The following is a 24,469-nucleotide window of genomic DNA, read 5'->3' as shown; positions in this document are numbered from 1 at the left end:
TGACCTTAGAGAAGAAGATGCCTTGTTTAAGTTTTTTATAGATAATTTTTGGAATAATTATGAAGTATGTTCTCGGTGCAGCATTGATTAGCTCTCTTATTTTTTTTCTAATTGCTTTATTTATAAATGGTGTTGGTTTTATACCTTCTCAAAGTATACTAAAGTATGGCTGGCTATCTTGGGGCGTATTAATGTTCTTATGCTACCCTTTGGCAAAGAAAATCATGGTTTAAGCTATAAAATATGTCTTGTACATCGATAAAAAAACGATTTTTGCAGCTACTTATTTCTAATGAATGATAAAAAACCACCTAACAGCATATCGCCATTAGGTGGTTTTTTATTGGCTCAATATATTGAGTTATCTTAGAGTAACAATTATCTTTCTAAATACTGAATCTTACCTTCCACGCCATCCCATTTCTCAGCTTCTGGCATTTGCCCTTTCATCTCAGTAATGTTCGGCCATTTCTGAGCCAGCTCTTCATTTAGCTGAGTGAACATCTCTTGGTCTTTCGGTACTTCATCTTCTGAGAAGATCGCATTGGCGGGACATTCAGGCTCGCATAGCGCGCAGTCGATGCACTCATCAGGATCGATGACTAGGAAGTTTGGGCCTTCATAAAAGCAGTCCACAGGACAGACTTCTACACAGTCGGTGTATTTGCAAAGAATGCAGTTATCTGTAACGACAAAGGTCATAGTGAGGTCTACCTGTTATTGGATTGGCTGATATAGTCAATCTCTTTCAAGAGAATTATCGTGTCAGCCTTGCCTGGAGTATTATTTATACCTCTGCGCTCAGCTACATTGTAATTCTTTCAAATTAAATCAACTATAAGGGCTACATAGAATAGTTGGAAAATAAAGCGTATTTTAGCGCCTTTACTACACTTTGACAATTCCCTTTAATGACTAATGATTTTTTTTAAGTAATAAAGTAAATCATGCGCTTGCTTGGGCGTTAGACTATCAGGATCAATCATACTTAGCTCATCTTGTAGGCTAAATAGCTGATTTTGTTTTGGATTACTAATTGCGTCTGATGTTTGAGCGGTATGACTTACTTCTTGATTGAGAGTAGCATCATTATAACTCTCTTCCCGTTTATCCTTTACTGACTTAGCTAATTCATTTTTATCATCAATAGTTTTTGCTTTATCTACGGCTAAATGGTCTAACTGTAAGTTGTCTGCTAGATAGCGCTTAGCATCATTTAGCACTTGAGAAGGGATGCCCGCCATTTTTGCGACATGTAATCCAAAGCTAGAACTCGCTGCGCCATCTTTAATTTGATGCAATAACAATAATTGACCATCAACTTCACTGGCTGCTACATGAACGTTACGGATATTAGCATGGTGGTTACCAGTACCATTCGTTAATTGGGTCAGCTCAAAATAGTGAGTGGCAAATAATGTCAGGCAGCCAATCTCGACTAGGCGATTGACACAGGCATGGGCAATGGCAAGACCATCAGTGGTAGCAGTACCGCGACCGACTTCGTCCATTAATACCAGTGATTTATTCGTTGCTTGATTTAAGATATTGGCAGTCTCAATCATTTCCACCATAAAGGTCGATTTGCCACCAGCCAAGTCATCAGCTGAACCAATACGCGTAAAAATACGATCGATATCACCAATATTCGCATGCTCAGCTGGCACAAAGCTGCCGCAATGCGCGAGCAGTACAATCAGCGCGGTCTGGCGCATATAGGTAGATTTACCACCCATATTAGGACCGGTAATCAGAAGTAATCTTTCAGGGTGTCCTTCATCAGCATTGGCGCTACCTAGTGCGCAGTCATTGGCGACAAAGTGGTTTGTACTTAACGAATTACTATTCCTATTGTTCGCATTCGTTTGATTTAATGCCGCTTCGACCACAACGTGACGACCTTGACGAATATCAATGTTGGTTTGATTTTTGGTCACTGATTCGCTTTGGTCTTTTTTATGTAGACCCATGATTGGACGCTGCCAGTTATAAGTCATGGCAAGTTGGGCCCAATTGCTTAGCACATCTAATTGGGCGATAGCCGCGCTAAGCTGTTGTAGGTCAGCCAAATGTTGGTTTAATTGAGTGAGCAGCTCTTGATACAGCTGCTTTTCACGAGCCAACGCCAAAGATTGAGCGCTTAGATATTCTGTCTCGACTTCCTTTAGCTCATCAGTGATAAAGCGCTCACTGCTTTTAAGCGTTTGCCGACGGATAAAGTGGGCAGGGGCATTCTTCGCCTGCATCTTGGGCAATTCAAAATAGAAGCCGCTAACTTTATTAAAGCCGACTTTTAGACTAGGTAGTTGGTTGTCTTGACGTGCGCGCTCTACCATCTCGTCTAGCGTCGATTGGATATTGTCATGCAAATGGGTAAGGCGATCAAATTCTTCATCGTAGCCCGCCGCTAGCATTCCGCCATCACGGATATGAGCAGGCGGTTCAATGACAATAGCGCGCTCGATTAATTCGGCAACGGATTGAACAGCAGGTAACTCAGCTGGCAATTGCTGCATCAGCATTGGTAGCAGGCCAGCGTCTTCATGACTGATACCTGATGCTGTCAATAAGGTAGTAAGCTGGGCGCTACTAGCGATACCATCGGCGAGCTTGCGTAAGTCACGAGGCTTGGCACTCATTAGCCCGATTCGACTGCTGATTCGTTCAATATCGCCAATAGTATTTAGCGTTTCTCGCAAACGTGTAACCAATAAGCTATCTCTCGCATCTTGGTTTGACTCAATTGAGTCACTCTTTGGGTTTAGCAAACAAGTTATCGCATCTAGACGCATATTGATACGTGAATGCTGACGCAGTGGACGCTTCATTTGCTGCACAAGTAGGCGTTTACCCATCGGAGTCTGACAGTGATTCAGCACAGATATCAAAGAAGTGCCATTGCTACTAACAGGGGTAAATAGCTCAAGGTTTTGCTGGCTATTGGCATCGATAATCAAATAATCGTCGCTGTACTCAACAATGAGTTGGTTCACTTGAGGTACGTGGCGTTGCTGAGTTTGACGCGCGTAGTGGATAAGCGCAGCACAACTGGTTTGCGCAAGTGGAGCTTCATGGATGCCCAACCCGTCGAGACGCTGAACCTCGAACTGTTGACAAAGCGTGTCACTGGCATGCTCACGATGAAAGTCATTGGCAGCGACTTCTATAATAGGGCAGTCCAGATTTTGTCGTAACCACAGTAGCCACTCTGTATCATTGCTTCCAATGCTGCCGCCAACGCTATCAATAAGTGCTTCACTAATGATGCATTCACTAGGCGCAAAACGTGCTAATACAGTAAGCATTTGAGTTTGCAAGCCATCTATATCATTTTTATCTGCTATCAGTGTCTGGGTAGTCAGTGTACCTGCGGCCAAATCCATCTGGCTAACGGCTGCTTGTAACGTCTGGCTATTGTCTTGCGTTTTCATAGTCGAAATATCGATGGCAACCACAGTCGGCGTATGATTAGGGGCAATCAATGCGTCATCAGTAATAGTACCTGCGGTAAGCGTCTTAACCACTTCGCGGCGCATGATGCTACCAGCAGCAGATTTACTTTTGTCTTTCTTTTGCTTGTCGCCCATTGCAGGGACGTTGGCCTTGTAACTAGCGTTGCCAGTTGTCGATTCGTCAATTTGCTCACATACAACGACGGTTTGCCCAGCAGCGATTAAGCGTGCCATATAGCTATCGGCTGCATGGAAGGGCACGCCCGCCATGGCTATCGTGTTACCTGCTTTATCCGTACCACGGCGCGTTAATGTAATATCTAGTATTTGCGCCGCTCGCTTGGCATCATCAAAGAACAGCTCATAGAAGTCACCCATCCGGTACAATAGCAGTGCTTGTGGATAGTTGGCTTTCATGGTTAGATATTGCACCATCATCGGCGTATGGTCTGCTAGGTTGTAGACGGCATCGCCTATACTTAAGCAGTCAGAGGTCTCTTGTTTTGATAAGGTTTTTTCTGATTGATTAGGATTTGACGACTGATTTTGTACAGATGGTTTTACGGTCATGCAGAGTCTCTTATAGTGCTTTAATGATTGGTAATGAGTATTTTGTGATAGAGATGCTAAAGGGTTATTTGTCTTATGTATGAGTTTGATATATAGCTTTGGCTTTATCAATAAGCCAGTCACTTGTAGATAAATGGTTCCACGACAAATTTTGAGCCAAGACGCAGTGGTAGCAAGCGTATAAAAATCGAACTATGACAAACAAATAAAGTCGCTGAAAAAGCTAAGAAATTTAAGAAGGTATTCGCTATTTTAACACGTCCTACTCGGTTTTTACTGTGGCAAATATCTACTCGTTGCCCTTGTATCCATCAGCGTCATAACCATATATAATGACGGCACACTTAATTGGGCGATACTAAATTAGGTAGTACTTAGTCGGGTGATGACAAGGCAGAGAGCTAAGCTTTGGCTAATGCGCACTAATTATCGAATATTCCATAGGTCAAAAAATTATGTTATCAAAGATTATAGGCAGTGTGGTTGGCACCAAAAATGACCGCGAATTAAAACGCATGCGTAAAGTGGTCAGCAAGATCAACGCACGAGAGGCTGAAATACAAGCCCTGTCTGATGAGCAACTACAACAAAAAACTGAAGAATTCAAAGCCAGACATCAAAAAGGCGAAAGCTTAGATGCATTATTGCCAGAAGCATTTGCTGTCTGCCGCGAAGCATCATTACGTGTCAACGGTATGCGTCACTATGACGTGCAGCTGATCGGTGGTATCACCTTGCACGAAGGTAAAATCGCTGAGATGAAAACTGGTGAAGGTAAAACCCTAATGGGAACCTTGGCCATGTATCTAAATGCGATCAGCGGTAAAGGGGTTCATCTGGTCACGGTCAACGATTATTTGGCTGCGCGTGATGCTGAGCTAAACCGTCCGTTGTTTGGGTTTTTAGGTATGACTGTTGGCGTGATTTACTCACAGCAGCCGCCACAAGAAAAAATCGAAGCTTATCAAGCTGATATTACCTATGGTACCAATAACGAATACGGCTTCGATTATCTGCGCGATAACATGGTCTTTAGCCTTGCTGAGAAAAAACAGCGCCCGCTAAACTTTTGTATTATTGATGAAATTGACTCCATCTTGATTGATGAGGCTCGTACGCCGCTTATTATTTCAGGTCAAGCTGAAGATTCTTCACGCATGTATGCGCTGATTAATACGATTATTCCTGTGCTGATTCGTTCAAAAGATGAAGAAGCAAACAAGAACAACGAAGAAGAAGACTTCTGGATTGATGAAAAGAATCGCCAGATTGAGATTAGCGAAAAAGGCTATGAAAAAATCGAGCGCTTCTTAATCGAAGTGGGTGAGCTGGGTGAAAACGAAAGCTTATATAGCCCAAGTCGTTTGCCACTTTTGGCTCACGTTCAAGCTGCCATCCGTGCGCATCACGTGTTTGTCAAAAACGTTCACTATATCGTCGATGAAGGCGAAGTGGTCATCGTTGATGAAAATACAGGCCGTACCATGCCTGGTCGTCGCTGGTCAGAAGGCTTGCATCAAGCAGTAGAAGCGAAAGAAAACGTTGAGATCCAAGCGGAGAACCAAACGCTTGCAACCACGACCTTCCAGAACTATTTCCGTCTATATGACAAATTGTCTGGTATGACAGGTACCGCTGATACCGAAGCTGCTGAGTTCAAATCTACTTACGATCTAGATGTCATTGTGATTCCAACGCATGAGCCAATTGCTCGTATCGATATGGATGACCAGATTTTCCTAACCAAGTTAGGCAAATACAAAGGCATCATTCGCGAAATTAAAGAAATTCAAGCAAAAGGCGCGCCAGTACTGGTTGGTACAGCGACGATTGAGGCCAGTGAAGAGTTGTCTTACTTGCTTGACCAAGAAGGCGTTAAGCATAACGTTCTAAACGCCAAGCAGCATGAGCGTGAAGCAGAAATTATCGCACAGGCAGGTAGTCCAAAGTCAGTCACAATCGCCACCAACATGGCAGGCCGTGGTACGGATATTATCCTTGGGGGTAACTGGCAGTCGTTTATCGAAGATATCGATGCGGTGAGCCCAGAAGAGATGCAGCGTCTAAAATCTCAATGGCAAGTCAAACATGACCAAGTCGTAGCAGCTGGTGGTTTACATATCATCGGCTCTGAGCGCCATGAGTCACGCCGTATTGATAACCAGCTACGTGGTCGTGCTGGTCGTCAAGGCGACCCTGGTATGTCACGCTTTTTCTTATCGCTTGAAGATGATCTGATGCGTATCTTCGCAGGCGATCGCGTGGTCAATATGATGCGTGCGATGGGCCTCAAAGAAGATGAAGCCATCGAACATAAAATGGTCTCTAAATCGATCGAAAACGCGCAAGGTAAAGTTGAGAGTCGCGATTTTGATGCTCGTAAAAACCTACTGAAATATGATGATGTTGCCAATGAGCAGCGTAAAGTTATCTATGGTCAGCGTGATGATTTATTAGCAGAAATGGACTTATTAGAAGCCATCGAAGTGATGCATCATGAAGTATATAACGCGATGATCAATCAGTTTATTCCACCTGGTTCTATTGATGATCAGTGGAATATTGATGGATTAGAAGACGAGTTAGAAGACGAGTTCAAAATCTCAATGCCGATTAATGATTGGTTAGATGAAGATCGTCGTCTGGATGAAGAAGGTCTGCGTGAGAAAATCGTTCAAACAGCGATAGATCGTTATCACAGTCGCCGTGAGCAGATGGGTGAAAAAGACGCCGCTCAGCTTGAGCGTCATTTCATGCTACAGAGTCTAGATAAGCATTGGAAAGAGCATTTAACGCAGATGGATCAGCTACGTAAAGGGATTCATTTGCGTGGTTATGCACAGAAAAACCCTGAGCAAGAATACAAGCGTGAGTCGTTTGAATTATTCCAGATGATGCTTGGTGCGATTAAGTCTGAGACCGTACAAGACTTGTCACGTGTGCATATCCCAACCAAAGAAGAACTAGAAGCGTTAGAAATTCAGCAACGTGAGAACGCTGCCCATATGCAAATGCAGTTTGAGCATGACGATGTAGATAACTTGGATAGCAATGCGAGTAGTTCAGCTGCTCAGCCGCAACCACAAAGCCGCACTTTAAACAGTGGAGCTGCCGCAGCTGGTGTTGGTGCTGCTATAGCAGGTAATGGTAGTAATGCTAATGAACCAAATCCATATGCAGGTATGAATATCAGTCGTAATGCAGCGTGTCCTTGTGGCTCAGGTCTTAAGTACAAGCAGTGTCATGGTAAAATCTAGTCTTTAATCATAGCAAGTCATTAGCTATTTACTGAACTGCTATTAAAGCAAGCTCTTACCTAAAAAAGCCCTTATCTTAAGTAGATAGGGGCTTTTTCATATCTGTTAGATAACTTATGCAAACTTAAAACTTGCTAGACTAAGACCAACAAACACTTTGTATTGATTACTTACAAATTCAGCATAGGCGTGAATTTATGGACACGCTATAGTGTTTAACATATTTATTTGGGAGAGTGTCATGAGTGTAGAATTCTTAAAAAAAGTGCGTAGCTCAGTAGTTTTAACAAGTTTGTTGGCTGGCGCCTTGACGGTCAGTGCTTGTCAGCAACAGGCAGAGCCAGAGTCGGGAATGGAAGACGGTGCTAATACAGAAGAGTCTGTTCCAATGTCAGCGGAGCCTGCTGAACCTAGTGATGTCGTCGTCGATACCGAAGACGCTTCACTTAACGAAGTAGAAGGTGATACCACCGCTTCAGTAAACAGCGGCGTGATGCAGATGTCATATCTATGTACACCTGAACTAAAAGTTGAGGCGACTTATAAAGAAGATTCCAATCAAGTTGTTGTCGCAACCGACATGGGTACAGTAACGTTGAACCAAACCAATGAAGGTAGTAATCCTGAAGTGTTTGAAGTGGCGACCGCAATTGATGGTGGTCAAGGATTCACACAATGGCGCGTAGGGCACGAAGCTCGTAAAACTGGCGTCATGCGTACTGCTGGTGCAGATGAGTCAAATGTGAATACATTCGAGTGTAATGAAGCCTCATAGTTGGTCTTCAATATTTAGTAAGTGATAGGCATTAAAAAAGCAACGCTAAGATAGCGTTGCTTTTTCATGTTGTGAAATAATCTTTATCAATCATACAAGTTCGTAGTAACTAAACTATCAGCGCTTATTTTAATGGAGATGTATCAGAACCATGAGCCAGCAAACCTTCTTCAGTCACATCTAACTCTTCATGCTTGAGCTCTACTTGAATGCTATCAGTATGTACATGGGTGCTTTTGTTAATTTCGATGTCTTGAATAGCGTAGGTGTCTTTGGTAATAGTAGCCACTTGGCGAGATAGCACAATATCAACCGGTTCATCGCCAATCTCTATTTGTTTACCATTAATGGTCACTACAGCTTTGCTATCCAAAGAAGGCTCGACGTGGCGTAATATGTCTTTTTCATCGTAATTACCAGAGAGTAAATCTTGGCTCTCTGCGTCATGGTACTCAGTACGAATGGTGATATATTCTTCTACTAACTCAATTGGCACTTCAACAGTTTTAGTGCGTGAATGTTTGGTGACGGTTACTTTACCCACATCCAAGCGTTCTTTGTTAATCACAGGACGTTCTTCTAATAGCTCTAAGTGTCCAACATTGACGGTATTATTCGTCTGCTTCGTTGAGATATTTTGTTCTTTATCCAAGTTATCTTGGTAAAGGCTGTTTCCATTTTCAGTAGTCATTATTATTCCTTTATAATTATAAACGATGAGTTTCTAATAATTTCAAACATTATATGTTAACTAACCACATATATTAACTAGCTACATTTAATACTATAAACCATTCGCTCATATTATGAATACAAAAAAGACCAGAGACATGCTCTGATCTTAATCGCTAAACATATGAGCTTAGCTACTTACTATCATCATATTTAACTGACGGTATAGGAAGCTTACGTCGTTAAACTATGACGTATTAGCATATTACATGCCACGAGCACGGCGTACATCTTCTGCTGTGATACCATCACGGTCTACTAAGTTACCCTCACGGTCAACCACGTTGCCGTCGCCATCAACATCTAGCTCTTCACGTTGAATGGTCTCAATTAGGGTTTCGGTATGGTGATCGGTCGTTTTACCGACATTTACTTCTTCAGAAACATAGGTTTCTTTGCTGACGCGAGCACGTTCGGCCTGTAGTTCGACTTCAACTGTTTCAGTAGCATCGAGGTCACCAATACGACGGTCTGTTGGACGATCTACGCTAGTACGTTGGATATTGGCATGTTCTTCTTCTAAATCTACATCGACATTGCGCTCTTCAGTAACGACATGCTTACCTACTTTTACTAGACCAGCAACGATACGGTCTTTATTTACCGTTAGACGCTCTTCTAATAGCTCCAGTGTATTTGGTGCATCATAAGAGTGATCTGCAATATCAACGCGATCTTCTACAGGAAGTGTATCGGCGTTAAACGCTTGACGATCTCTTTCATACTGCTCTTTGTAGCTGTACTGATAGTCGTGATCGTATACTTCCATGGCTTCTACTTGTTTTTTTGTTAAGCTATCAAAGAAGACATCATCACCAACGATACGCGCTAAACCTGCTGGTACCAATACTTCTTTTGAACTAAACCAGCCGCCTGCGTCTACGATTAAGTAACGAATACGACCAGTCGTGTCTTCCACTAGGGCGCCTTCGATCTTACCGATTTTCTCTTCATTGATACCGTAAGCAGTTTTGTGCGTTGGGTCATAATAGTCATCACCAATTAAATCTTGATGAGTAGCTTGAATATCTTTTAAACGAATTAGTTGACTCATTGTTATATTCCTTTTTTGCGAGTTTATTTTTTATAATGTAATGGTTGATGTTGTTATTAATTTTTAGTAAAACCATATTTATTACAGTTAACAGTGAAGAAAATGAATAGCTTCCCTATCAACTTGTAGCTATCCTAACACCGTGATTTTTGATGAGATATATGAGCAAGGTAGCAAAGTGTGCGCTTGCAGTAATTGCGTGTAATAGGCTGTAAGTGGCATAACATAGGAGGGGGTAGAAGTTAACGAGTCTTTACACAGAGTAATATTCAACATTCATCGAAAAAAAGCAGACACAAAAAAACCGCATTACCATTAGCAATGCGGTTCCTCAATAAACAATAATTATCTAAGTATTATTTAGCTAACTTACTTTAAGTCAGTTAGACCTGCTTTATTTAAGCAAGTTCAATAGCAACAGCTACCGCTTCACCACCACCGATACATAGCGTTGCGACACCTTTTTTGCCGCCAGTACGTTTTAGAGAGTTGATAAGCGTAATTAGAATACGAGCACCTGAACAGCCTACTGGATGGCCAAGGGCACATGCACCGCCTTCGATATTTACTTTGGCATGGTCAAGTTTTAACTCGTCGATCGCAGCCATAGTAACCATCGCAAAGGCTTCATTGATTTCCCATAGATCTACATCATCTACTGACCAACCAGCACTTGATAGTACTTTTTCAATGGCACCGATTGGCGCGATGGTGAATTCGCTTGGGTGACGTGAGTTTGAGGCAGTAGCAACGATACGAGCTTGATAATCAAGGCCTTCAGCTTTCGCTTGTGACTCTTTCATTACTACGACGGCTGCAGCACCGTCTGAGATTGAGCTAGCGTTTGCAGCAGTAATCGTACCATCTTTAGCAAATGCTGGACGCAAAGTAGGAATACGATCAGCATTAGCAAGAGCCGGTTGCTCATCGGTATCAACAGTTTGCTCGCCTTTGCGAGTGGCAAACGTGACAGGCTCGATCTCATCTTTAAAGTGGTTGTCTTTGATAGCAGTTAGCGCACGGTTCAATGATTCAATAGCAAACTCATCCATTTGCTCGCGTGTATAGCCTTTTTCATCGGCCATTTCTTGAGCAAACATACCCATTAGCTTACCAGTATCGGCATCTTCTAGACCATCTAAGAACATATGATCTTTGACTTCTTTATGACCCATACGATAGCCGCCACGTGAACCTGGCATGATATACGGTGCATTGGTCATTGACTCCATGCCACCTGCAACAGCGACGTTGAAGCTACCCGCTTTGATACCATCGTGTGCTTGCATGACGGCTTTTAGACCTGAACCACAAAGCTTATTGATCGTGACAGCACCAGTCGCATCCGGTAGACCTGCTTTACGCATGGCTTGACGAGCAGGGCCTTGACCCAAACCTGCCGTCAAGATACAACCCATAATGACTTCATCAACACTGTCAGCGCTAACACCTGAGCGTTCGACGGCAGCTTTGATAGCGGCGGCGCCCAGCTCGGTAGCACTCATGTCTTTTAGTGCGCCTTGAAAGCCACCCATTGGTGTACGTGCGCCGTTTAGGATTACAATTGCATCATTTGACATCGTTATTATTCCTTGTTGTGCGTTTTGATTAAGTATCTACCAAGAAATCAGATGCCGATTGGCTAGCTTTTGCTTATATTATAAGCATCTGTCTTCTTCAGTATTTGGTTTATGCTAGCTCATCTAATCGTATGCGTACTACTTTATCAGTAATGGTCTCTAACTTTTCAATTTTTTCGATAGCAAGATTCATCTGACTCTCGATCACAGGTAGCGTCAGAATAATCACTGGCACTTGACCTACTTTATGCGCAGGCTTTTGCAAGATTGCATCGATGTTGATACCAGCATCACTTAGGATGCGCGTGATATCTGCCAATACGCCTGGGCTATCATAAGCATGCACACGCAAATAATATCCAGTTACCATCTGATCAGCGCGCAATATAGGCGTATCTGATAGCTGGTCAGGGATAAATGCTAAATGCGGTACATGATGTCCAGTGTTGCTCTGATCGTCGCGGTCTTTACTACCCAGTACACGAACTAAATCCATGACGTCGGCCATCACTGCAGAAGCGGTTGCACCAGCACCAGCGCCATCGCCGCAATAGAGCGTCTGCCCAAGTGGATGTGAGTTGACCAGTACTGCGTTCTTCACGCCATTGACGTTCGCCAGTAGCGCATCTTGTGGAATAAGTGTTGGATGTACGCGTAATTCAACCCCTGCGTCACCATCGTTTTCGCTATCGCGGCGTACGGCAAACCCTAAATGCTTGATACGGTAGCCAAGCTCTTCGGCATAGTTCACGTCTTGCAGGGTAATACCAGTGATACCTTCACAGTAAACTTTATCAAACTGTAGCGGGATACCAAAAGCGATAGAGGCGAGTAGCGCCAATTTATGAGCAGCATCAATACCTTCGACATCAAAAGTAGGATCTGCTTCTGCGTAACCTAACTCTTGTGCTTCACTCAACACATCGGCAAATGGGCGACCCTTATCACGCATTTCGGTCATGATAAAGTTACCAGTACCGTTGATGATACCCGCGAGCCAGTCGATTTTGTTGGCGGCAAGTGCTTCACGCATTACCTTGATAATTGGAATACCGCCTGCTACCGCTGCTTCATAAGCAACATGCACATTGTTTTCTTCAGCGAAGGCAAAGATCTCATTACCGTGTTCAGCGAGTAGAGCCTTGTTTGCCGTAACCACATGCTTGCCGTTTTTGATGGCCTGCATAATGACGTCTTTGGCTAAGGTAGTACCACCAATCACTTCGATAACAATATCGACATTATCGCTTGCGGCAATTGCCATCAGATCGCTGTTTTGCATGATATTGGTATCAATATCATCACGCTGACGACGCGTACCGACTTCGGTAATAATAATGTCGCGTCCGCTACGGCGTTTTAGCTCATTTAAATTGTCATTGATCAGATTGATCACGCCCGTTCCGACGGTGCCCAGACCAAGTATCGCTAGTTTGATGGAATTACTCACAGTATCCTCAAGAGGTTAAATACAATGAAGTCAGTATAAGCGGCGACAGTGTCAAATGAGTCTGCGCCATCAAACAGAACGTCTGTGCGCATTGCCTAGTACTGCCTGCCTATCTACTTCATCATAGTTGAATAAAAAAAGCTCAAATAAAAAGGGTGTTGCTCATTTTGCATCGCGCTTTATCGTATCATACCGACAAGGCATTGTGACGTCTATACAATCTCATAAAGAGCAATGTTCTAAAGGCTAATACCATAAAAGCCAATGTTCTGAAGGTTGATGTCATAAAGGCCAATGTTATAAAGACAACGTCATCAAGGTTATATCAGCTTACGATTATAAAAAAGCGGTAGCTTCAATCTTGTTTGGCATATGTATATGTCATTTATGCTGGGTCACTCATATTAGTCGCTCTAATATGAGTGACTAATATTAATAACTCAAATGATTAGTTAGCGCCTACTGCTTGTGCCAATTCTGCTGCAGGCAAGTAGCCACCTACTTGTTGTCCTGTTTCGGTAAATACCGCAGGCGTACCGCGCACACCAAGTCTTGAGCCTAGAGCCATATGTTCTTGTACAGGGTTGGCACAGCTAGGGGCTTGTACATTGGCACCGATTTTTGCTTGATCCATTGCAGCTTTGCGATCCTGACTACACCAGATCGCTTCCATTTTTGGTACAGACTCTTGACTGCGTGGCCATGCCAGATAACGAACCTCGATACCGCGCGCATTGATATCATCCATTTCTGAATGTAGTTTGCGACAGTAGCCACAGTCTGCATCAGTAAAGGCATAAATAACGGCTTTAGTTTCGCCTTTCGCTGGATAAATCACCATGTCTTTTTTATCGACGGCTTTTAGCGCTTCTTGTGCTGTCGTAGCAACCAATGCAGCACTGATATCAACCGGAGCGGCATCACCCACAGCAATGATCTGACCTTGAATAATATGCTTGCCAGCTTTATCAGTAAAGAAAGAAGGTAGACCTTCAGCGGTCACCCAATAAATACCATCCATATCTGTCGGTACGGCTGAAACGATAGTTTCCTCGATACCAGAGCTTTTTAGGTTAGCCTGTAATGCCTTTACCACGGTTGCATCATTACCAGCTGAGGGCTTAGCAGCAGTGGCATTTGTCTGTGCAGCATTTACAACACTGGTATTGCTGGTTGCATCAGCGGCATTGTTTGAGCAGCCAGCAGCGATACCAACCAGCAGCGCACTCATCATAAAACGAGATAGAACGGTACGAGAAAGAGGGTTACGCAAGGTGGTATTTTTGATAGTGGGGAACGGCATACGGGTTTCCTATAGGCATCGCGCCTAATCATGAGTTCGTTATAAAAACGCTATAAACTTTTCTATATAGTAATGTGTCTTGGCAGTGTTTTAAAGGTCTAACATTGAAGAAGTTTTTATAACTTATTGATAATAAAAGATAGGTAGTAATAGCCTTCATATTACCATATTTATGCTAAATAATAGCAAAGGGAAGACTGCCAAGAAGTATCAATAAAGCCAACTTTAAAGAATAGCTATCAACATAAATTCAAAAAATAAGATACATTTGTGCTATTTAACATATGCGCTTGAACTTGTAGTCTAAGGCTAATCGCATTGTTTTTATAAAAATCTATATAAAATGCGTTGTATAAACCATTTAAGAACGACTTACTTTAACAAATTTGCTTTAAGGAGCACACATGGCAGGTGCCAGTTTATTAACCTTACTCGATGACATCAGCGTCTTAATGGATGATGTGAGCGTCATGACCAAAGTTGCCGCTAAAAAAACCGCGGGCTTAGTTGGTGATGATTTAGCACTCAATGCCGAGCAGGTCACAGGGGTTAAGCCAAATCGTGAGCTCCCCGTCATTTGGGCAGTAGCCAAAGGCTCTGCCGTGAACAAAGTGATTTTAGTACCAGCGGCGCTATTGATCAGTTATTTTATACCGTGGTTGATTACTCCGCTATTGATGATCGGAGGGTTATACCTGAGTTATGAAGGGGCTGAGAAGGTCATTCACAAGTTTTGGCCGAAATTGTTGCCTCATGATGAAGAGCAAAATGCCCGTTTAAAAGCCAATGCAGATGAGTCGGTAGATTTGGTCGCGTTTGAAAAGGACAAAATCAAAGGTGCCATACGTACCGATTTCATCTTGTCAGCTGAGATTATTGTTATCTCTCTAGGCGCAATTACAGCAGCTGGTGGCGATATTGTCCAAAAAGGCATCGTACTTTCGATAGTGGCTGCTGTCGTGACCGTCGGTATTTACGGCCTAGTTGCAGGCATCGTAAAGATTGATGATGCGGGTCTGCATTTGATTGAAAACTCACAAGCAGGTGATAGTAAGCGCAAGTTTGGCGAGTTTATGCTTGCAGCTGCGCCAAAGCTTATGAAGTTTTTATCCATAGCGGGCACGATTGCGATGTTCTTGGTGGGCGGCGGTATTATCGTTCACGGTATCGGCTTTTTGCATCACAGTGTAGAAGATATTGCCCATCTTACTGGGGTGTTTGAAGGGTTAACCGCGTCATTGTTAAATGGATTGGTAGGACTGATTGTTGGCGCTATTGTGGTAGCTATTGTTACTACTATTGGCAAAATGCGTGGTAAAGATGACACAGCGTCTTCTGCACACTAAGCTTATATGCTCTCTATTGGCTCTCGTTTGAATTAGCAAGTAAGTTTGACTGTATTAAAATAAAAAGCCCCAAAGCTATTCATAGCTTTGGGGCTTTTACATTTGAGCTTATATGACTAGCTGTCGCTGTCTACATCATTAGATGCTAGCTTTTCAGCCTGCGTCGGCTTCTTATGATCCGTCTTAGGCTTACGAGTGCGCGCCTTTGGTACTTTTGGCGTAGTCAGATTAAACATACCAGTCTGTGGCAGCAATTGCTCAGCCACATTTTCGATCATGTTTTTATAGCTAGCTATAGTCGTCTTAGACTTAGCTACCTGACTGTCTTCTTTGCTAGCCTCTTTAGTAGATTCTTCTACTACCGATTCAGTCGTTTGCTCAGTCTCTGCAGCATCTTCTACCTCATTGACAGTTTGCTCAGTCTCTGCTACTACGTTTTCTGCATCCTTAGCTTCTGATTGAGCACGCTCGACTTCTAGCAAGTGCTCACTATCAGCACTGATATCATCAGTTTGAGCCTGATTGGCGAGGGCAGTTGCTTCAACGTCATGCGCATCGACTTCGCTATCGGTTTGCTCGACGGTAGCTTGTTCAGCAGGTACGCTCAATACAGCGGGTTCCTGATAATCAGGGTGCTGTCCGCGCGGATCGTTGCTAGCACGCTTAGTGATAGCACGTGGCTCAACGTCTGTCTTACCTTGCGCGGCTGCGAATTGACTGACCGCTTGGGTCATCGATTCAAAGCGTGCAAGGTAGTCGGCAGCCAATGGTTGATAGCCATAGTTACTAAAGTCAAAGCTTTGGCTAGCAGCATCAGAACTATTATTAGCATTCTGAGATTGCTCATTATGCAGCGCAATGGTCGCGATAAAGCAGTTGATAATGCCTTCTTCTGCTAAGCGCGTTTGCGCCTCTGGTAGCGTTGCACGAATAAACTCACCAACCGTGCCGCGTATTGCTGGCACATTAGTAGCAGCTGGCTTATCCGCTTGAGCGGCTTGCTGAGCGAGTACTACACGTGGATCGTTACTCGCTTGACCAAATTTCTCAGCAGTCACGTAACGTGTGCCAAATAGTGCTTCATGGGTTAGCTCAAGTGCTGAGTTACTCACATTACTTGTGCTTGCACTATTACTGTCAACCTGAGTACTTTGAACTTCATCACTTTTACTCACATTTTCAGCAGTCTTGGTTTCCTGCTGTTTTGGAGTCTCTGTAGCTTTTTCAGCATCAGCAGTTACCGACGTTGGAGCTTCCGCTTTACTTTCGGTGTCACTCGTAGAAGTCGATTGAGCTTCTACAACTACAGGTGCTTTATTTTCTTCAGCAGCCTGTTCATGCTTAGGAACATCGTTTTGCACCTTAGCTTGTTCAGTAGTTACACGCTTATCATCATTTACCTGATTAGCTTTGGTTTCCACCGTACTTTTTTCGTTATCATTTTTCTTGTCAGCATTCGGAGCACTGGTGTTTTGCTTGCCAGTGTTCTTCTCACTGCTACTATGCTTATCAGTAGATTTTTGAGCAGCTGTTTCGTTTGAGCGCTCATCTTTTGCTACGTTATTCGTCGTGCTTCGCTGCTCACTAGGCTGAGTTTTGGCCTGTGTAGATTTGCTATCGTCCAAAGATAGATGAACCACTTCAGGCGCCTTTAGCTCAGTTGGCGCTTCATTAACCTGTAGCACGACCTCGTTAGGGTCCTGATTGCGGCGCGTGTTAGATTGATTTTTGCTATTGGCAGCATCGTTGTTTCTAGCGTTCTGCTGTTTGCTATGCTTAACGCTGTCAGCCGTTAGTGTCTCACCGCGCTCTAGCTTACCGCGTGAGCCGCGTTGGCTATGCGATTTACGCTTAGTACGGGTTTGCTCATCTGCTTTAGAGCTGTTTTCGTTATCAGCATCATTGCGCTCACTTGCGTTACGATTGCTGTTCTGTTGATTGCTATCTTGGCGGTTATTACGATTGCGATCGTTCGTACGTCTGTTATCGTTCTGACGCTTGTCTTGCTGTCTTTGGTCTTGAGTATCAGACGATTTGTCATCAGCACTGTTTGAGCCAGTATTTTCTGAGCTACTGTTTACGTTGCCAGTAGTCTCGTCAGTTGCCTCTTTTCTTTGACGCGGCTTAGAAGATCTAGACTTACGCGGCTTACGTCTTCTTCTGTCTTCATTGCTGCTGTCGTCAGTATCGCTATCGTTACGACGCGCCTGTTGGCGATTAGCGTTGTTATCTGACTGTTGGCTGTCGTTTTTCTGACTGTTATTTTGTTGAGTTGGCTGCTCACCAGTTGAAGCGGCACTATTCAATGCATTGCTATCAACTTGACCAAACGAGCCTAAGCTTTGCGCGCCCGTGTTTACTAGCGCTTCGATTGCTTCAGCGGCATCTCGGCTACTGACACTAGGTGTTGTAGTAGCTTGCGGTGCTTGAGCAAATAGGTTTGATAACCACGCAACGGCTTTTGGTTGAGCAGTAGTTTCAACACTCTGCGTTTGCGGTGCTACTGGGGCGGCAACACTAACGTTTTTATTGGCTTGCGGTGCAGGTGCAGGCGACACGTCGTTGGTGTTTTTATGATTACGACGATCATTGCTATGATTTACCGTATCGTTCTGTGCTTGCGTAGTTGCATTCGACTGCGTGTTTGAGCGGCTCTGCTTATCATCTGCAGTTTTACGAGGTTGGCGAGTAGGTTGCTGTTCAGGACGCTCTTTTTCAGCAGTCTGCCAGTCAACGTTGTAGCCAAGGTCACTGTGCTCTTGTTGCTGAGTATCAGTGATACGCTCATAGCTCGATGGTGCAAAGCCATCACGGTTGAAGTGAAGCTTGAAGTTTGGTGATTCTAAATGCGCGTGTGGCAAAATAGTGATACGCGTGCCACTGTCTTGCTCAAGATAAACCAAGCTGTCGCGCTTTTCATTTAATAAGAATGCCGCGATGTCTGTCGGGACTTCTGCTTGTACTTCACCTTGACGTTCTTTAAGGGCGATTTGCTCAATTTGACGCATGATAGATAGCGACAATGAGCGCAAGTCACGAATCATACCGTTGCCATGACAACGTGGGCAGATATAGCCTGTTGACTCTTCTAATGAAGGACGTAGACGCTGACGGCTCATTTCCATCAGACCAAATTTAGAGATGTCACCAAATTGAACGCGTGCACGGTCATATTTGGTCGCATCAATTAGACGTTTTTCTACTTCTTTTTGGTGCTTATTGTCATTCATGTCAATGAAATCAATAACGATCAAACCACCCATATCACGCAAACGAAGCTGACGGGCAATCTCATCGGCTGCTTCTAAATTGGTATGGTAAGCGGTCTCAGCAACGTCTGAACCTTTGGTTGACTTAGCTGAGTTAATGTCGATAGAGACTAATGCTTCTGTCTGGTCAATAACGATTGAACCACCTGATGGCAGACGAACTTCACGCTGATAAGCGGTTTCGATTTGTTTTTCGATATTAAAGCGAGAAAACATCGGCTCGTAATCGGTATATTTGCGTAGCTTTTCGGCTTGTTTTGGCATTACCGCATCGATAAACCCAGCCGCTTCAATGTAAGCGTTTTCGTTATCAATCCAAATCTCAGCGATATCATCACGTAGATAATCGCGAACAGCACGTGTGACAACGCCCGCTTCTTGGTGAACCAAGCGCGGTGATGGGTATTTTTGGTTTTGTTCTTGAATGGCTTGCCAAATATTGAGCAAGTGATTTAAATCGTGCTGCAAGTCTTCTTGCGTTTTACCAATACCAGCAGTACGAATGATAACGCTCATGCCTTTTGGTAAATCAAGATTGCTTAGCATACGCTTCATATCTTCGCGCAGTTTGCCCGAGATTTGACGTGAGATGCCACCGCCGCGAGGGTTGTTTGGCATCAATACCAGATAGCGACCGGCTAATGACACATACGTCGATAGGGCAGCGCCTTTGTTGCCGCGCTCTTCTTTTTCGACTTGGACGATTAGCTCGTCGCCTTCTTTGATCAGTTTTTTGATGTTTTCGTCACGTGGGTTGCCGCTTAGGTATTCAGCAGAGATTTCACGAATTGGCAAAAATCCTTGGCGCTGAGAACCATATTCAACAAATACTGCTTCAAGCGATGGCTCGACACGGGTCACATGACCTTTATAGATGTTAGATTTTTTCTGCTCGCGAGTACGGTTCTCTAGGTCGAAATCGTACAGATGATTGCCTTTACATAAGGCGACACGAATCTCTTCGTTTTGAGTGGCGTTGATTAAAATGCGTTTCATATTTGTATCCTATGAGTACGCATGACAACGATAAGACAGTCTTTAGGACATAGTGGCAAGTGTGGCTAATATTGTGATTAGCGTGTGTAGATGTTCATTAACGGTAGAACGTAAATCGTGGGTTTCATAAAGCACATGGGCTTTTTCAATGGCTTCTTTTTTTACCTGAAGTAATGAGCGGTGCTCACGTTAATATCAGTAATATAGGGTGTAAGGCTATGGTACTTATATTTTATCATTAGTAAACTTGGTACATATATGATTGGGTCAGCGAGTCAAAGCGCTCTTATTCTCAGTACGTTCTATTGGTAGTGATTTCAGCGCACGTTGTAAGCGTGGGCGAGGGTCAGTTACAGTTCTAAAAAATACTGATATTAAAAAGGTGTGGTGCTGTTGCCATTCATCCATCAAAGTCTAACAATAATATCGCGGTCATGATTGCTACTATATAGTGGCGTCATTCAGCGGTTGTTTATTCAGGCGAAGCAATTGGTTACTCTTTGTTTATCGTTCTTTGTCTAACGTCAATAATATCTTGGGTGTCTCAAGGTTAGGTGTCGCAGCTTTTGTTATCAGCGGGGCGTACTTGGCAAACAGAGTAATGGACCAGCTTGTCAGCGTGGTATCGTATTTACATTGTTATCGTCATCTGTTTGACCACCAATACTTAGGCAGCTATCGATATACTTTTCGATCCTAACGCTAAACTACCCATACTTGCTCAACTATGCTGGCATAAAGAACCATCAGATAAATAGTCATTAAATAATGATTGGTTATCGAGTACGGTCGTTGTCATGCAATTAGTGAGTCAGTGTTGTGTTGTAATCGGTTAATAAGCTGATTTATTATCAGAGTGATTAACGCGATGGTATTTAGTGTCACTATTTATTTTATGGTACCGAATAACATTCAGTACAGTATTTTTAATTTGTAGGGCTATATTTGGTAAGTAGTACCTCTAAATAAATAACGCGCCCTAAAATCAGATGAAACGTGTCAGGTCAGCAGGATAAATAGCGTCAACCTCTTTACTGGCAAGTAGTGGAAAACTAACAAGCAATAAAATGGTGGTCAACTATTTGTAACAACAATGATTATTGCTGTCGCCTCTGCTTAATTGTCGCTCAACATGCTAAACTATAGCAAATCTTTGTGTAAATACCTAACTAAAAATGACAAACTCAAAAATGACTGACGACGCTACTACCCATGAAGCCCCTGCTATTTTTAATAGCAAAACACGCCCACAAAGCGCTGACGATGAGATTAGCAACTTCGGTAAGGTGAACTACCTCGAAGTAACGCGCCATCAACACGACCAGCGTTTGGATAATTTTTTGTTAAACCGTTTGAAAGGTTTGCCAAAATCACATATCTACAAAATGATTCGCTCAGATGAGATACGCGTCAATAATAAGCGCTGCAAAGCACACGATAGAGTGCAGCGTGAAGATGTGGTACGTATTGCTCCTGTAGAGCTAGCGACGCGTGAAAAACCAATTATTAGCACCGAATTTGCCAAAAGCTTGCTGGCGCGCGTGGTCTATGAAGATGACGGTTTGCTAGTGCTAAATAAGCCCTCTGGTATCGCTGTGCATGGCGGTAGCGGGTTGGACTTTGGGGTTATCGAAGCCATGCGTGAAGTGACGGGTAAAAAATACCTAGAGCTGATCCATCGCATCGATAAAGACACATCAGGGCTACTGATGATTTCCAAAAAACGCTCAACGCTCAAAGTATTGCAGCAGCATTTGGTAGACAAGACCATTCAAAAGCACTATCTATGTCTTGCCAAAGGACAGCCTGCGCTTAATGAGCAGCGTATCAATGCGCCATTGCTACGTTATACACTTGCCAGTGGTGAGCGCCGAGTGAAAGTAGATAGCCAAGACCCACAAGCGAAAGAAAGCCAGACTGATATTATTATTCATGATCGCTTTACGATTAATAGTCAGCCAGTCAGCTTGATTGAAGCCAAGCCATTGACGGGTCGCACGCATCAAATCCGTGTGCATTTGGCACATATCGGTCATGCCATCTTGGGTGATGACAAATATAACGTCCATGACAAATCAGGCGTCCATCGTCTGTGTTTACATGCATGGCGCTTAGACATTCCAGGCTACAAGACCATTACTGCGCCATTGCCAGACGATATGGCAGATTGGCTACCAGAAACAACGAAATTGCCTGAATAGTTTTTTAAAATAAACTCTTAAGCCCAACTATTTTTGTATTTTATAAAACGTCACGATATCTTATTTTTACGAATAAGCCGCCGTGACGTTTTAGTATCTGTTATTTATTATTGATATTCATTAAGGTAAATCTATGGCCAAACCAGCTGTAACTTCAGAACGCATCATAAATGCTCAACCATTAGCAGAACATCGGTTGTCTGATAAGACGTTGATTATTTTTGATTGGGACGGCACGCTAATGGATTCAATCGGCCTGATTGTTGATTCTATGCATGTGGCTGGCGAAGCCCACGGGTTTGAGACGACTGATAAAGCTGTAAAAGATATCATTGGTCTGAGCTTAATGAATGGCCTTAAGATTTTATATCCGCAGGCAAACGATGCGCAACTGCTTGAGATTCAGCAAACCTATGCAGAGTACTATATTGCTAATAGTCATAGTACGCCGCTCTTTGAACCGATAGAGCATATGTTGCAAACGTTGCAGCAGCAAAGCAAAACGCTAGCCGTAGCAACGGGTAAAAAAAGAAAAGGGCTAGATCGTGTATTAGATGCCTCAGATAGCCATGATTATTTTGCGATTACGCGTTGTGCTGATGAGTCAGGCTCAAAACCTGATCCGCAGATGTTGACCGATATCTTGGACTATACGCAGCAGCAGGTTTCTGATGCTGTGTTTATCGGTGACAGTATCTATGACATTCAAATGGCAACAGCATTAGGCATGACCAGTATAGCGGTGAACTATGGTACGGCAACCAGTGCAGAGCTTGCTGAGCAAAATCCAACCTATCAAGTTGATACTCCACAAGCGCTAGTGGATTTGCTATGCGGGTAGAGCTACTTTTATAATTCTTATTATTTTAATAGCATGCCGATGATAATAATGAGTGAATAAACAGGCAATAAAAAAGGGTTTATCGTTATTACGATAAACCCTTTTTTGTTAAAAACAACGATATTTATTTGTTTTCTTTTTCACCGCTCTCTTTTTCAATAGCGTCTTCTAACTCAGCGCCTTCTAGCAATGCGAAAGAAGACTCAATGATTTTGTCTGCATCAAGCTGATACTCATACCAGTTGCCCATTATTCCAGCCAACTCATCAAGACCTTCTTTTCTGAGAGCCGAAAACAACTGAATGGTACAGTTTAAGCCCAGTTTTTTCAGGCGTTTACGAGTCTCAAGGAGGGCGTTTTTAGAAGCACCGTACTTCAGCTTATCTGCTTTAGTCAGCAGAATATGTACTGGTAGCTCACCATCGTTTGCCCAGTGCAGCATTTGCTCATCAAAAAACTTAAGCGGATGGCGAATATCTGTCATCAGTACCAGACCTGCAAGACTTGAGCGTGATACCAAGTATTCTTCTAGCTCAACTTGCCATTCTTTTTTCATCTCTAGCGGAACAGCTGCATAGCCGTAACCAGGCAAATCGACCAAACGTCTGTCAGTATCACCGATACTAAAAAAGTTAATCATCTGCGTGCGTCCAGGTGTCTTAGACGAGCGAGCCAATTGACGCTGATTGGTTAAGGCGTTGATGGCTGATGATTTGCCAGCGTTTGAGCGACCTGCAAAAGCGACTTCCAATCCCATGTCAGGAGGACAGAGACGAAAGGTAGGTGCTGACATCATAAACTCAGTTTGCTGAATTTTCTGACGAGATTTGGTATTGAACAAGGCATGTTCAGCGGCGACATCGTTAAACGGGGTACTCATAAATGGCTCATTAATCTTAAAAAATTGGATGCGATTATAAAATTTTAGTCAGCTGATGATTCAAGTCATCGGTGCGGTCAAGTAATTGGTCAAGCGATAGGTAAACCAAGTTAAAAGGCTATTATTCATCAATACAGTTATGTGCAAATCATAAAAGTAGCTATTTAATATTACTGGCTATTCTATACTATTCCGCGTCTTACTTATTGAAATAACTGCGATTAGCATCATATAAATAGTAGGATAACATTAAAGTTGGCCAGTCATTAAGACAAGTTCTCAGCTTTAACAAAGCCATATCCAAATTCTCTATGTTTATATGACATATATTGTTACAATGTTTAATGAAGGATGTTTAATAGAACGATTGATGAGACACGTGAAATATCACGAGGAGGTGCTCTATGTTTTCAATCAGTAAACTTCTTAGCACGAGTTATCGCGCTATAACGGCTAGCAGTGCTGCACTATTATTAAGTGGCATTGTGATTAGCAGCGCAAGTGCGGCGGATATCGATACTACCTATAATAACTCATGTGCAGCCTGTCACGATAGTGGGGCGTTGAATGCCATCAAAAAAGGTGATAGTGCCAAATGGCAACAGCTGATTAAACAAAAAAGTATGCCGACGCTTATCAAGTCTGTCAAAGGTGGGATGCCGCAAATGCCAGCAGGTGGTCTTTGCGACAAATGTAGTGATGACGACTATCGTAAACTTATCGAATATATGAGCAAATAATCGACTTATAAATATAATTTGAA

The 24,469-nt window shown here is 43.1% G+C and carries 15 protein-coding genes; 6 read left to right on the top strand and 9 right to left on the bottom strand.

Annotated features, from left to right (window positions below):
* Nucleotides 1-378 precede the first annotated feature (378 nt).
* Nucleotides 379-702: a ferredoxin FdxA gene (gene fdxA / locus ACQKCP_RS06940; RefSeq protein WP_101205516.1), complete on the bottom strand. Its 324-nt coding sequence runs from the start codon at nt 700-702 to the stop codon at nt 379-381.
* 206 nt (nt 703-908) lie between these two features.
* A complete protein-coding gene (mutS, locus tag ACQKCP_RS06935) occupies nt 909-4,022 on the bottom strand; it encodes a DNA mismatch repair protein MutS (RefSeq protein ID WP_427611785.1) in 3,114 nt (1,037 codons plus the stop codon).
* A gap of 455 nt (nt 4,023-4,477) precedes the next feature.
* On the opposite strand from mutS, the gene secA reads away from it, so the two are divergent.
* Nucleotides 4,478-7,279: a preprotein translocase subunit SecA gene (secA, locus tag ACQKCP_RS06930; RefSeq protein ID WP_427611784.1), complete on the top strand. Its 2,802-nt coding sequence runs from the start codon at nt 4,478-4,480 to the stop codon at nt 7,277-7,279.
* 241 nt (nt 7,280-7,520) lie between these two features.
* Nucleotides 7,521-8,054, top strand: coding sequence for a hypothetical protein (locus ACQKCP_RS06925; RefSeq protein WP_427611783.1), 534 nt, complete (start codon nt 7,521-7,523; stop codon nt 8,052-8,054).
* 124 nt (nt 8,055-8,178) lie between these two features.
* On the opposite strand, the gene ACQKCP_RS06920 is transcribed toward ACQKCP_RS06925, so the two are convergent.
* The 5 genes from ACQKCP_RS06920 to ACQKCP_RS06900 form a co-directional block, all read right to left on the bottom strand.
* A complete protein-coding gene (locus ACQKCP_RS06920) occupies nt 8,179-8,745 on the bottom strand; it encodes a YsnF/AvaK domain-containing protein (protein WP_427611782.1) in 567 nt (188 codons plus the stop codon).
* Nucleotides 8,746-8,991: 246 nt separating this feature from the next.
* Nucleotides 8,992-9,840: a DUF2382 domain-containing protein gene (locus ACQKCP_RS06915; RefSeq protein ID WP_427611781.1), complete on the bottom strand. Its 849-nt coding sequence runs from the start codon at nt 9,838-9,840 to the stop codon at nt 8,992-8,994.
* A gap of 398 nt (nt 9,841-10,238) precedes the next feature.
* Nucleotides 10,239-11,420 (bottom strand): thiolase family protein, encoded by a 1,182-nt coding sequence (locus ACQKCP_RS06910; protein ID WP_427611780.1) that lies wholly within the window; start codon nt 11,418-11,420, stop codon nt 10,239-10,241.
* Between the two features lie 109 nt (nt 11,421-11,529).
* Nucleotides 11,530-12,870, bottom strand: a complete 1,341-nt coding sequence (locus ACQKCP_RS06905; protein WP_290175494.1) for a homoserine dehydrogenase — start codon at nt 12,868-12,870, stop codon at nt 11,530-11,532.
* A gap of 448 nt (nt 12,871-13,318) precedes the next feature.
* Nucleotides 13,319-14,173 (bottom strand): DsbC family protein, encoded by an 855-nt coding sequence (locus ACQKCP_RS06900; RefSeq protein WP_101205524.1) that lies wholly within the window; start codon nt 14,171-14,173, stop codon nt 13,319-13,321.
* Between the two features lie 404 nt (nt 14,174-14,577).
* Here ACQKCP_RS06900 and ACQKCP_RS06895 point away from each other — a divergent pair, with 404 nt between their 5' ends.
* Entirely contained in the window at nt 14,578-15,519 is a 942-nt protein-coding gene (locus tag ACQKCP_RS06895; RefSeq protein WP_102090795.1) for a DUF808 domain-containing protein, read from the top strand.
* A 116-nt stretch (nt 15,520-15,635) separates the two neighbouring features.
* On the opposite strand, the gene ACQKCP_RS06890 is transcribed toward ACQKCP_RS06895, so the two are convergent.
* On the bottom strand, nt 15,636-19,784 hold the full coding sequence (locus ACQKCP_RS06890; RefSeq protein WP_427611779.1) for an Rne/Rng family ribonuclease: 4,149 nt from the start codon (nt 19,782-19,784) through the stop codon (nt 15,636-15,638).
* A gap of 1,190 nt (nt 19,785-20,974) precedes the next feature.
* On the opposite strand from ACQKCP_RS06890, the gene ACQKCP_RS06885 reads away from it, so the two are divergent.
* Together ACQKCP_RS06885 and ACQKCP_RS06880 are read left to right on the top strand one after the other, a co-directional pair.
* Complete coding sequence (locus ACQKCP_RS06885; protein ID WP_101205527.1) at nt 20,975-21,985, top strand: RluA family pseudouridine synthase; 1,011 nt, start codon at nt 20,975-20,977, stop codon at nt 21,983-21,985.
* Between the two features lie 133 nt (nt 21,986-22,118).
* On the top strand, nt 22,119-22,826 hold the full coding sequence (locus ACQKCP_RS06880; RefSeq protein WP_427611778.1) for an HAD family hydrolase: 708 nt from the start codon (nt 22,119-22,121) through the stop codon (nt 22,824-22,826).
* Nucleotides 22,827-22,950: 124 nt separating this feature from the next.
* Here the strand turns inward: ACQKCP_RS06880 and yihA are convergent, their stop codons facing one another.
* On the bottom strand, nt 22,951-23,706 hold the full coding sequence (gene yihA / locus ACQKCP_RS06875) for a ribosome biogenesis GTP-binding protein YihA/YsxC (protein ID WP_134292598.1): 756 nt from the start codon (nt 23,704-23,706) through the stop codon (nt 22,951-22,953).
* Between the two features lie 404 nt (nt 23,707-24,110).
* Between yihA and ACQKCP_RS06870 the strand changes: the two genes are divergently transcribed.
* Nucleotides 24,111-24,446: a c-type cytochrome gene (locus tag ACQKCP_RS06870; RefSeq protein ID WP_427611777.1), complete on the top strand. Its 336-nt coding sequence runs from the start codon at nt 24,111-24,113 to the stop codon at nt 24,444-24,446.
* Nucleotides 24,447-24,469 lie beyond the last annotated feature (23 nt).

This window comes from Psychrobacter sp. NPDC078631, from assembly GCF_050268165.1.
GTDB lineage: Bacteria > Pseudomonadota > Gammaproteobacteria > Pseudomonadales > Moraxellaceae > Psychrobacter.
Note: the sequence above shows the minus strand (reverse complement) of the source record. Positions and strands in the feature narration are given on the sequence as shown.